The organism is Streptomyces sp. NPDC058964, assembly GCF_042741275.1.
Lineage (GTDB): Bacteria > Actinomycetota > Actinomycetes > Streptomycetales > Streptomycetaceae > Streptomyces.
On the sequence record NZ_JBHYKH010000245.1, the window covers coordinates 1 to 13,112 of the forward strand.

Consider the following 13,112-nt stretch of genomic DNA (forward strand, 5'->3'; position numbering starts at 1 on the left):
GCCACCTCGTCACCACCCACGGCGTCCGCAGCCTCCTGCTCGCCGGCCGACGCGGCACCGACGCCCCCGGCGCCACCGAACTCGCCACCGAACTGGCGGAGTCGGGAGCACGGGTGGAGATCGTCGCCTGCGACGTGAGCGACCGTTCCGCCCTCGCCGGCCTCCTGTCCGCCCACCCCGACATCACCGCGGTCGTCCACACCGCCGGCGTGGTGCGGGACGGCACGATCGGTTCGCTCACGCCCGAGGCTCTCGGCGAACTGAGGGCGCCCAAGGCCGATGCCGCCCGCCATCTGCACGAGCTGACGGCCGGCCACGACCTCGAGGCGTTCGTCCTGTACTCCTCCGCCGCCGGTGTCCTGGGCGGCGCGGGACAAGGGGCGTACGCGGCCGCCAACGCCGCCCTGGACGCCCTCGCCGCCGAGCGGCGCGCGCAGGGGCTGCCCGGCACGTCCCTCGCGTGGGGTCTGTGGGCGCCGGAGGCCGGTGGCATGGGTGCCGGGATCGGCGAGGCCGACATCGAGCGCATGGCGCGCTCCGGCGTGCGGCCGCTGTCGGTGGCGGACGGGCTCGTGCTGCTCGACGCGGCGGTGGCCACCGACCACCCCCTGCTGGTTCCGGCCGGGCTCGACCTGCCCGCGCTCACTCGTACCGCCGGAGAGCAAGTCCCGGCCCTGTTCGCACAGTTGGTGCGTCCGCTCACCGTACGCCGGGCCGCCGTCGGAGCCGGTGCGGCGGGCGGGCAGGAGCTCGCGCAGCGGCTGGCGGGACTCGCGGGACCCGAGCGGCAGCGCCTCGTCCTCGAGGTGGTCAACCGGCACGTCGCCGGTGTCCTGGGCGCGGTCGGCGGTGGCGGGGCCCCGGAGATCACCCCGGACAAGCCCTTCAAGGAACTCGGTTTCGACTCGCTCACCGCGGTCGAACTGCGCAACGGCCTGGGTGCCGAGGCGGGTGTGCGTCTCCCGGCGACGCTCGTCTTCGACTACCCGACCCCGGCCGAACTCGCCGGATTCCTGCTCCGGCAACTGGTTCCCGAGGACGCCCCCGAGGCCGGGGACGCGGCGTACGAGGAGAGCGTGCGGTCGAGCCTGCGGGAGATCCCGCTGGCCCGGCTCAGGGACGCCGGCCTCCTGGACGCGCTGCTCGAACTCGCGGGCCACCGGCCCGCGGCCCCGGGCTCGCCCCTGTCGGCGGACGACCCGGCCGGCCAGGCCGGCGGGACCGTCGACGACATCGACGACATGGATGCCGAGAGCCTCATCTCGATGGCGCTCGAAGGATCGGACTTCTGATGACGCGGCTGACGACGCGTGACGCGGATTGGGTGAGGTACTGAGGTGTCTGGACAGAAGGTGTCTGCACAGAACGAGAAGATCGTCGAGGCTCTCCGGGCGTCTCTGAAGGAGACCGAGCGGCTGCGTGAGCAGAACCGCAGGCTGACCGCCTCGGCCCATGAGCCGATCGCGATCGTCGGCATGGCCTGCCGCTACCCCGGTGGCGTCAACTCTCCCGAGGAACTGTGGCAGTTGCTGGCCTCGGGCGGCGACGCCGTCAGCCGCTTCCCCGAGGACCGGGGCTGGGACACGGAGGGCCTCTACGACCCCGATCCGGACGCGGTCGGCCGGACGTACTCCGTCGAGGGCGGATTCCTTTCCCAGGCGGCCGAGTTCGATCCCGCGTTCTTCGGGATCAGCCCCCGTGAGGCGCTCGCCATGGATCCGCAGCACAGGTTGCTGCTGGAGACGTCGTGGGAGGCGTTCGAGCGGGCGGGCATCGATCCGGCCTCCGTGCGCGGCAGCGCCACCGGAGTCTTCGCCGGCGTCATGTATCACGACTACAGCGAGGTCCTGGAGCGCGCCACCGACGACCTGGAGGGCTTCCTCGGCGTCGGCGGCAGCATCGCGTCGGGCCGGGTGTCCTACGCCTTCGGGCTCGAGGGCCCCGCCGTCACCGTGGACACCGCCTGCTCCTCGTCTCTCGTGGCGGTGCATCTGGCCGCGCAGGCGCTGCGCAGCGGTGAGTGCTCTCTGGCCCTGGCCGGCGGCGTCACCGTGATGGCGACGCCGGACACGTTCGTGGACTTCAGCCGGCAGCGGGGTCTGGCGCCCGACGGGCGGTGCAAGCCGTTCGCCGAGGCGGCGGACGGCACGGGCTGGGGCGAGGGCGTGGGCATGCTCGTCCTGGAGAAGCTCTCCGACGCCCGCCGCAACGGCCACCGGGTGCTGGCGGTGGTGCGCGGCTCGGCGGTCAACCAGGACGGCGCGAGCAACGGCCTCACCGCCCCCAACGGCCCCTCCCAGCAGCGCGTCATCCGCCAGGCCCTCGCCGCGGCCCGGCTCTCGCCCGACCAGGTCGACGTGGTGGAGGCGCATGGCACGGGGACGCGGTTGGGTGACCCGATCGAGGCGCAGGCGCTGCTCGCGACCTACGGCCAGGACCGCCAGGAGCCCCTTCGGCTGGGGTCGATCAAGTCCAACCTCGGCCATACGCAGGCTGCCGCGGGTGTGGCCGGGATCATCAAGATGGTGCTGGCGATGCGGCACGAGCAGTTGCCGCGCACGCTGCATGTGGACGCGCCGTCCTCGCACGTCGACTGGTCGGCGGGCGCGGTGGAGCTGCTGACCGAGGCCCGGCCGTGGCAGGCCGGGGAGCGGGTACGGCGGGCCGGTGTCTCCTCGTTCGGGATCAGTGGCACCAACGCGCACGTGATCGTGGAGGAGGCTCCCGCCGAGGAGCCAGTGAAGGCCGTGGCTGCAGCCGGGCTGCCGGTCGTGCCGTGGATCGTCTCGGGCAAGACCGCCGAGGCGGTGCGGGGGCAGGCGGCACGGCTGCTCGGCTTCGCCGTGAGCCGGCCCGAGCTGGACCCTGCCGACGCGGGCTCCTCACTCGCCACTCGACGCGCCGCGTTCTCGTACCGTGCGAGTGCCGTGGCGAGTGATCGTGAAGGACTGCTGGCCGGGCTTGGGGCCATTGCCGATGGCTCGGTGACGCCGTCCGTCGCTGGCGGTTCGCTGGCGTTCCTGTTCACGGGGCAGGGCAGTCAGCGGGCGGGGATGGGCCGGGAGCTGTACGAGGGGTTCCCGGTGTTCGCGGCGGTGCTGGACGAGATGTGCGCGGCTCTGGATGTGCATCTCGAGCAGCCGCTGAAGGAAGTCATGTTCACGGGTGAGGGGCTGGATGAGACGGGTTACACGCAGCCTGCTCTGTTCGCCCTGGAGGTCGCCCTGTTCCGGCTGCTGGAGGCGTGGGGTGTGCGGCCGGACGTGCTGGCGGGGCATTCGATCGGTGAGCTGGCGGCGGCGCATGTGGCGGGGCTGTGGTCGCTGGAGGACGCGGCGTTGATCGTGTCGGCGCGCGGCCGGTTGATGCAGCGGCTTCCGGCGGGTGGTGCGATGGGGGCCGTGCAGGCCACCGAGGACGAGGTCCTGCCCGTGCTGCTGGACGGCACGGGGATCGCGGCCGTCAACGGGCCCACCGCCGTGGTGGTCTCCGGCCCCGGGGCGGGTGTGGACGAGGTCGTGGCGTACTTCGATGCGCAGGGCCGCAAGACGAAGCGGCTCACGGTCAGCCACGCCTTCCACTCGCCGCTGATGGAGCCGATGCTCGCCGAGTTCGAGCAGATCGCCGCCCAACTGAGTTATTCCGAGCCGTCGATACCGATCGTCTCGACCCTCACCGGCACGGCCGTCACATATGCGGACCTCTCCGAACCTTCCTACTGGGTCCGCCACGTCCGTGAGGCGGTCCGCTTCGCCGACGCCCTCACCACCCTCGACGGTCAGGGCATCGGCACCTTCCTGGAACTGGGCCCCGACGCCGTGCTCACCGCCATGGCCGCCGACCCGCGCGCCGTCCCCACCCTGCGCCGCGACCGCACCGAGCCCCAGGCCCTCGTCCAAGCCCTCACCCGGCTGCACTGTGCCGGCGGAGAGGTGAGCTGGCGCGCCTTCTACGCCGACACCGCCGGGCGTCACGTCGAACTGCCCACCTACGCTTTCCAGCACGAGACCTACTGGCCCGACACGGCTCCCTGCACGGCGTCGGACGCCGCCGGGCTCGGACTGACCTCCGCGGGTCACCGGATTCTTGCCGGTGCCGTCGAACTGCCTGACTCGGACGGACTGTTGTTCACCGGTCGGCTGTCCCTGGCCACGCATCCGTGGCTGGCCGAGCACGCCGTCAACGGCACGGTCGTCGTCCCCGGCGCCGCGCTGGTCGAGATCGCCGTACGCGCCGGGGACCAGGTCGGCGCGGGAACCGTTCGCGACCTGACCCTGCACGCCCCGCTCGTTCTCGACGAGCGCGGTGGTATCGCTCTGCGCGTCCGTGTCGGTGAGGGTGACGAGCCCGCGGTCACCGTCCACTCCCGCCCGGAGGGTGAGGAAGGCTGGACCCTGCACGCCGAAGGCGTCCTCTCGGCCGACACCGTCGAGCCCGCCGCCGACCTCACCGTCTGGCCGCCGGCCGGTGCGGAGCCGGTCGACACCACGGCTCTCTACGACGAACTGGGCGCCCTCGGGCTGGAATACGGTCCGCTCTTCCAGGGACTCACCTCCGCCTGGCGCGACGCGGACGGGACCGTCTGCGCCGAGGTCGCCCTCCCGGAGGACGTCGACACCCGGGGGTACGGCATCCACCCGGCCCTGCTCGACGCCTCCCTGCACGCCATCGGGCTGCTGGACAGCGACGAGGACGGTGCCCGGCTGCCGTTCTCCTGGACCGACTTCGCGCTGCACGCCTCCGGCGCCTCGGCACTGCGGGTGCGCGTCCGCGGCGAGGGCACGGGATACCGCCTCGACCTCGCGGACCCGGCCGGGGCCCCCGTCGCCACCGTCGGCGCCCTGGCTCTGCGTGCCCTGCCCGCCGCGTCGGCGGGCGGGACCGGCGGGCGCGCCCACGACTCGCTGTTCCGGCTCGACTGGCAGGCCGCCTCGCTCTCCTCCCCGCCCTCCGCCGAGGCATCCTCGTTCCCCTGCCGTGTGATCGGGCCCGACCCGTTCGGCGTCGTCGACCTGATCGCGGAGTCCGGCGGGCGGCACGTGGCGGACGCCGACGAGGCCGAACTGGTCCTCGCCACTTTCGTCACCGGCGGGTTCGAGCCGCGCGACGCGGTGCACCGTGCCCTGGAGGTCGTGCAGGAGTGGCTGGAGGGGGCCCAGCCCGACGGGGCCCGGCTCGTGCTCGTCACCTCGGGAGCCGTGGCCGCCGCGCCGGGCGACCGGGTGCCCGACCCCGCGGCCGCCGCGGTGGTGGGTCTCGCGCGGTCCGCCCAGTCCGAGCATCCGGGGCGCATCGTCCTGGTCGACCTGGACACCACCGTCGAGTCGGCCGACGCCCTGCTGCCCGCCCTCGCCGGTACCGACGAGCCCCAGTTCGCGCTGCGCGGCGGGCAGGTGCTCGTGCCCAGGCTCGTCCGGACCGCGGGCGGTGAGCTCGGCGTTCCCGCGGGCGACGCGCCCTGGCGGCTGGACTTCACCGCCACCGGCACCCTGGACAGCCTCTACGTCGCCGACTTCCCCGAGGCCGCCGCGCCGCTCGCCGAGGGACAGGTCCGGGTCGCGATCCGCGCCGCCGGCGTCAACTTCCGCGACGTGATGAACGTCCTCGGGATGTACCCGGGTGACGCCGGACGCCTCGGTCTCGAGGCGGCGGGTGTCGTGGTGGAGGTCGGGCCCGGTGTGGACCGGTTCGCCGTGGGGGACCGGGTGATGGGCCTGTTCTCCGGGGCGTTCGGGCCCCTCGCGGTCGTCGACCACCGGCTGGTGTCCGCGATGCCGTCGACCTGGACGTTCGCCGAGGCCGCCGCCGCCCCGGTCGTCTACCTGACCGCCTACTACGCCCTCGTCGACCTGGCCGGTCTCGGGGCCGGCGAGTCCGTGCTCATCCACGCCGCGGCCGGCGGTGTCGGCACCGCGGCCGTGCAGCTCGCCCGGCACCTGGGGGCGGAGGTGTACGGCACGGCCAGCCCCGCCAAGTGGGGTGCCGTGCGCGCCCTCGGCGTCGACCAGGACCGCATCGCCAACTCCCGCACGCTGGAGTTCGAGCAGCATTTCCTGGAGGCCTCCGGCGGACGTGGCATGGACGTCGTACTCGACTCGCTGGCGCGGGAGTTCGTGGACGCGTCGCTGCGGCTGCTGCCGCGCGGCGGCCGGTTCGTCGAGATGGGAAAGACCGACATCCGGGACGCCGGCACCGTCGCCGCCGAACACCCGGGGGTCGTGTACCGGGCCTTCGACGTCATGGACGCGGGCCCGGACCGCATCCAGGAGATGTACGACGCGCTGCTCGCGCTCTTCGAGAACGGTGCGTTGCGCCCGCTGCCCGTCACCGCGTGGGACGTGCGCGAGGCCCCGGAGGCGCTGCGTGTCATGGGGCAGGCCCGGCACACCGGCAAGCTGGTGCTGACCGTGCCCGCGCCGCTGGACCCCGAGGGCACCGTCCTGGTCACCGGCGCGACCGGCGCCCTCGGCGGACTGCTCGCCCGTCACCTGGTCGCCGAGCACGGCGTACGGCGGCTGCTGCTGGCCAGCAGGCGCGGTGCGCAGGCGCCGGGAGCGACGGAACTCGCCGACGGAATACGTGAGTTGGGTGCCGTCGTCGACTTCGTGGCCTGTGACGCGGCCGACCGGGACGCGGTGGCCGCGGCCCTCGACGGCGTACCGGCCGAGCACCCGCTGACCGCCGTCGTGCATGTCGCGGGTCTCCTCGACGACGGTGTGGTCGGCTCGCTCACCCCCGAACGGCTCGACAAGGTCCTCGCCCCGAAGGCCGACGCCGCCCGGCATCTGCACGAGCTGACCCGGCTCGCCGACCTCTCCGCGTTCGTGCTGTTCTCCTCCGCGGCCGGCACCTTCGGCAACCCCGGACAGGCCAACTACGCGGCCGCCAACGCCTACCTGGACTCCCTCGCCGCGCACCGCCGCGCCCACGGGCTGCCCGGCGTGTCCCTCGGCTGGGGACTGTGGGCCGCCGAGGGCGGCGGCATGGCCGAGTCGCTCGACGAGGCCGAGCGCGCCCGCATGGCCCGCTCCGGATCCGCCGCGTTCACCGGCGACGAGGGACTCGCCCTCTACGACACCGCGCTCGCCCTGCCGCACGCCGCGCTCGTGCCCATCCACCTCGACCTGCCCGCTGCCGCCGCGCCCGAGGAGGTGCCCGCGCTGCTGCGGGCCCTGGTGCGCACCCCGTCTCGGCGCACCGCCCGCGGCGCCGATAAGGCCGCGGGCGGCGGGGAACTGGCCGCGCGGCTCGCCGGGCTCGGCGCCGACGAACAGCACGCGCTGCTGCTCGACGTCGTCCGCACCCACGCCGCCGCCGTCCTCGGCCACAGCGGACCCGAGGCCGTAGACGTCACCCAGGCGTTCAAGGACCTGGGCTTCGACTCGCTCACCGGCGTCGAGTTCCGCAACCGCCTCGCCGGCGCCTGCGGCCTGCGGCTGCCCGCCACACTGGTCTTCGACTACCCCGCGCCCGAGGCGCTCGCCGGATACCTGCGCGAGGAACTCGTCGGCTCCCTGCCCGCCGCCACCGGCGGCACCGTCGCGGCCGTCGGCACCGACGAGCCCATCGCCGTCGTCTCCATGGCCTGCCGGTTCCCCGGCGGCGTCCGCTCGCCCGAGGACCTGTGGCGGCTGCTCGCCACCCGCGGAGACGCCATGGGCGCCATGCCCGACGACCGCGGCTGGGACATCGACGCCGTCGTCGACCCGACCGGCGAGCGGCCCGGCACCAGCTACACCGACCAGGGCGGCTTCCTGCCCGACGCGCCCCTGTTCGACGCCACCTTCTTCGGCATCAGCCCCCGCGAGGCCCTCGCCATGGACCCGCAGCAGCGGCTCCTGCTGGAGACCTCCTGGGAGGCCCTGGAGCGCGGCGGCTTCGACCCGCACTCCCTGCGCGGCAGCAGCACCGGCGTCTTCGCCGGGCTCATCTACCACGACTACGGCAACGGCGCCGGATACACCCACCTCCCCGACGGCGTCGAGGGATTCCTCGGCACCGGCACCTCGGGCGGCGTGGCCTCGGGCCGCATCTCCTACGTCCTCGGGCTCGAGGGCCCGGCCGTCACCGTGGACACCGCCTGCTCCTCCTCGCTGGTCGCCCTGCACATGGCCGTCCAGGCCCTGCAGCGCGGCGAGTGCGACCTGGCGCTCGCCGGTGGCGTCACCGTGATGGCGACCCCGGACACCTTCGTCGACTTCAGCCGTCAGCGCGGCCTCGCCGCCGACGGCCGCTGCAAGGCCTTCGCCGAGTCCGCCGACGGCACCGGCTGGGCCGAGGGCGTCGGCATGGTCCTCGTCGAGCGCCTCTCCGACGCCCGGCGCAACGGTCACGACATCCTCGCCGTCGTCCGTGCCAGCGCCCTCAACCAGGACGGCGCCAGCAACGGCCTCACCGCCCCCAACGGACCCTCCCAGCAGCGCGTCATCCGGCAGGCCCTGGCCACCGCCGGTCTGGCGCCCGCCGACGTCGACGCCGTCGAGGCGCACGGCACCGGCACCCGTCTGGGCGACCCCATCGAGGCACAGGCCCTGCTCGCCACCTACGGCCAGGACCGCCCCGCCGACACCCCGCTGTGGCTCGGCTCGGTCAAGTCCAACCTCGGCCACACCCAGGCCGCCGCCGGCATCGCCGGTGTCATCAAGATGGTCGAGGCCCTCGGCCACGAGGAACTGCCCGCCACGCTGCACGTCGACGAGCCCAGCTCGCACATCGACTGGCAGGCCGGAGCCGTGCGCCTGCTCACCGAGGCCCGGCCCTGGCCCCGCCGGGACGCGGCACCGCGCCGGGCCGGAGTCTCCGCGTTCGGCTTCAGCGGCACCAACGCCCACGTCATCCTGGAGGAGGCGCCCGCACCCGCCGCCGTACCCGAGCAGCCGGAGCGGGACGGCGGCCCCGTGCCGTGGCTGCTCACCGCGCGCACCCCCCAGGCCCTGCGCGAGCAGGCCCGCCGACTGGGCGAGCAGCTCGCCGGGCGTGAGCTCGGCGCCGCCGACCTCGCCCGCGTCGGCCACTCCCTCGCCACCACCCGCACCCCCTTCGAGTACCGGGCCGTCCTCGTCGGCGACGACGGCGGACGGCTGCTCCAGGGCCTGTCCGACCTCGCCGACGGCACACCGGCCGCCGCGGTCGAGGAGGGCCTCGCCGGCCCCGTCGGCAGGACCGTCTTCGTCTTCCCCGGCCAGGGCTCCCAGTGGGTCGGCATGGCCCGGGAACTGATGGAGACCTCCGAGGTGTTCCGGTCGCGGGTGGAGGAGTGCGCCGCCGCCGTCGACACCCACACCGACTGGTCGCTGCTCGACGTGCTGCGCGGTGCCGAGGGCGCCGCCTCGCTGGAGCGCGTCGACGTCGTACAGCCCGCCCTGTGGGCCGTGATGGTGTCGCTGGCCGCGCTGTGGGAGTCCCTCGGTGTCGTCCCGTCCGCCGTCGTCGGACACTCCCAGGGCGAGATCGCGGCCGCCTGCGTCGCCGGCGCGCTGAGCGTCGAGGACGCCGCCCGCGTCGTCACCCTGCGCAGCCGCGCCCTGGTCAGGCTCGCCGGAACCGGCGGCATGGTCTCCGTGCCGCTGCCCGCCGCCCGTGTCGAGGAACTCCTCGGACAGTGGCCGGGACAGATCTCCGTGGCCGCCGTCAACGGGCCCGCGTCCACCGTCGTCTCCGGCGACCCGGATGCCCTCGACGCCCTGCTGGAGCGCTGCGAGAACGACGGCGTACGCGCCCGCCGCATCCCCGTCGACTACGCCTCCCACTCCGCCCACGTGGAGTCCCTGCGCGAGGAACTGGAGGAACTCCTCGCCCCCGTACGCCCCCGCGCCGGACGCGTCCCGCTGCACTCCACCCTCGAGGACCGGCTCATCGACGGCCACGAGATGGACGCCGGCTACTGGCACCGCAACCTGCGCCACACCGTCCGCTTCGAGCCCGCCGTACGTTCCCTCGCCGACAGCGGACACACCGTGTTCGTCGAGTGCAGCCCGCACCCCGTCCTGACCGGCGGCCTCACCGACACACTCGCCGACGCCGGCGCCGACACCGCCGTGGTCACCGGCACCCTGCGCCGCGACGACGGCGGACGCGCCCGCGTCCTCGCCTCCCTCGGCCGGCTCGTCGCCCACGGCGTACGCCCCGACTGGGACGCCGTGTTCGCGGGCCGCGCCACGGACCGGACGCCGCTGCCCACCTATCCGTTCCAGGGCGAGCGCTACTGGCTGGAGCCCACCGTCGCCGCCACCGACCCAGGTGCCGTCGGCCAGAGCGACGCCGGGCACCCGCTGCTCGGCGCGGCCGTCACCCTGCCCGGCGACGGCGCCCTGGTGCTCACCGGACGCCTCTCGCTCACCGCACAGCCCTGGCTCGCGGACCACGCCGTCGGCTCCACCGTCGTCGTGCCCGGCACCGCGCTCCTGGAGATGGCGGTGCGCGCCGGGGACGAGGCCGGTCACCCGCACCTGGCCGACCTCACCCTCGAGGCACCGCTCGTCCTGCCCGAGCGCGCAGAGGTCCAGCTGCGCGTCGTGGTCTCCGCCTCGGGCGAGGCCGACGGCCGTACCGTCACCGTGCACTCGCGGCCCGCCGACGCGCTGCCCGAGGACCCGTGGACCCGGCACGCCACCGGCCTGCTCGCCCAGGCGCCCGCCCGGTCCGGGGAACACCTCGCCCCGTGGCCGCCGGACGGCGCCGAGAGCGTCGACACCTCACGGCTCTACGCCGACCTCGGCGCCCTCGGCCTCGACTACGGGCCCGCCTTCCGCGGACTGCGCTCCGCCTGGCGCACCGGCGACGCCCTGTACGCAGAGGTCGCCCTCCCCCTGGAAACCGCCGCACAGGCACCGGAGTTCGGCCTGCACCCGGCTCTGCTCGACTCGGCCCTGCACGCCATCGCGCTCGGCGGATTCCTGGACGCGGGCGACGGCGGCCCCTGGCTGCCGTTCAACTGGTCCGGCGTCACCCTGCACAGCGCCGGAGCCTCCGCCCTGCGTGTACGCATCGGGACGGCGGGCGAGGGCGCGGTGTCCGTCACCGTCACCGACACCGCCGGCGCGCCCGTCGCCACCGTCGACACGCTCCGGCTCCGTCAGCTGCCCGCCGACGCGCTGGCCCGCCTCTCCCAGGCGAGCGGCAGCCCGTTCCGCGACACCCTCTTCCGCGTCGAGTGGACGGCGCTGCCCGGCCCCGGGGCCGCCGAAGTCCCGGACGACTGGGCCGTGTTCGGCGACGACCCGCTCTTCCCCGGCCTGCCGGAGATCTTCAGCACCGAGGAACTCGACGGCGGCATCGCCACCGTCCTGGCCCCCGTGCACTGGCAGAGCACCGTCGACGACGCCGTGATGCAGACCCTCGGCGACCTCCAGGTGTGGCTGTCCGACCCCCGCACCGACACCGCGCGCCTGGTCGTCGTCACCCGCGGGGCCGTCTCCACGGCACCCGGCGAGGACATCGCCGACCTCGCGCAGTCCGCCGTGCACGGCCTGGTCCGCACCGCACAGTCCGAGAGCCCCGACCGGATCGTCCTCGCCGACATCGGCACCGAGATCCCGTCCCGCGCCCTGCTCGCGACGGCCCTCGCCACCGGCGAACCCGAGTTCGCGCTCCGCGACGGCGAGATCCGCGTCCCGCGCCTGGCCCGCACCGAACCCGCCGAACCGGGCGAGCCGCACACCTGGGCGCCCGACGGCACCGTCCTGATCACCGGCGGCACCGGCGGCCTCGGTGCCCTCGTCGCCCGCCATCTGGTCACCGAGCACGGCGTACGGAGCCTGGTCCTCACGAGCAGGCGCGGCCCCGACGCCCCCGGCGCCACCGAACTCACCCAGGAACTGACCGAATCGGGTGCCACCGTCGTCGCCGAGGCCTGCGACATCACCGACCGCGACGCCCTCGCCGCCCTCCTGGACCGGCACGCCCCGCGCGCGGTCGTCCACGCCGCCGGCGTCCTCGACGACGCCACCCTCGGCCGCCTCACCCCGGAGAAGCTCGAAGCGGTCCTCGCGCCCAAGGCGGTGGCGGCACAGCACCTGCACGAGCTCACCGCCGACCGAGACCTGGACGCCTTCGTCCTGTTCTCCTCGTCGGCGGGCGTCCTCGGCAACGCCGGACAGGCCAACTACGCCGCGGCCAACGCCTACCTGGACGGCCTCGCCGCCCACCGGCGCGCCAACGGCCGACCCGCCACCGCCCTGTCCTGGGGCCTGTGGGCCGAGCCCAGCGGCATGACCGGCCACCTCGACACCGCCGACCTCGGCCGCCTCGCCCGCTCCGGCGTCCGCCCGCTCGACCCCGAGCAGGGACTCGCGCTCCTGGACGCCGCGCTCGGCGCGTACGGCCACGACCACCCGCACCTCGTGCCGATCGGCCTCAACACGGCCTCGCTGCGCGGCGCGACCGACGGCACACCCGTGCCGCACCTGTACCGCGGACTCGTCCGCACCCAGTCCAGGCCCACCGCACACGGCGCGGCCACCGTCACCTCCGCCGGAGCGGAGGGCGCGGGCGGCCCGGGCGAGGCACTGCGCGCCCGCCTCGCCACCCTGCCCGCCGACGGCTGGGAGACGGCGCTGCTCGACCTCGTCCAGTCGTACGCGGCCGCGGTGCTCGGCTTCGCCGGCCCCTCGGCGGTCGGCGCGACCCGCTCCTTCAAGGAGCTCGGCTTCGACTCACTGACCGCGGTCGAGTTCCGCAACCGGCTCACCGCCGCCACCGGCATCCGGCTCTCCGCCACCGCCGTCTTCGACCACCCGACACCGCTCGCCCTGGCCCGCCTCCTCCACGCCGAACTGGCACCCGGGCAGACGGACCCGGCCGAGGGCGTCCTGGCCGAACTCGACCGACTGGAGAGCCACCTGCCCGACGCGTCCCTCGACGACGAGGCGCACGCGGCGGTCACCGCCCGTCTGGAGGACCTGCTCGCCCGCTTCAAGAGCCTGCGGACCGCGCACTCCGACGGCACGGACGACGTGGGCGCACGCCTGCAGGACGCCTCGTCCGACGAGGTGCTGGCCTTCATCACGGACGAACTCGGCATCTGACAACCGGCGGAAGGACCGGCGGACGTCCCGAGGGACGTCCGCCGCTGTCGCCGTCGCCCGAGGGGCTCAGAGGGGAAGGAGGGGAAG

General features: G+C 74.6%; 2 protein-coding genes. Both read left to right on the forward strand.

All coding sequences use genetic code 11. The features are described 5' to 3' along the window. Nucleotides 1-1,292 (forward strand): beta-ketoacyl reductase (locus ACFW2E_RS26760; protein WP_384469620.1); only part of this gene is annotated, 1,292 nt, incomplete at its 5' end. Nucleotides 1,293-1,352: 60 nt separating this feature from the next. Then, a complete protein-coding gene (locus ACFW2E_RS26765) occupies nt 1,353-13,025 on the forward strand; it encodes an SDR family NAD(P)-dependent oxidoreductase (RefSeq protein WP_384469621.1) in 11,673 nt (3,890 codons plus the stop codon). Nucleotides 13,026-13,112 lie beyond the last annotated feature (87 nt).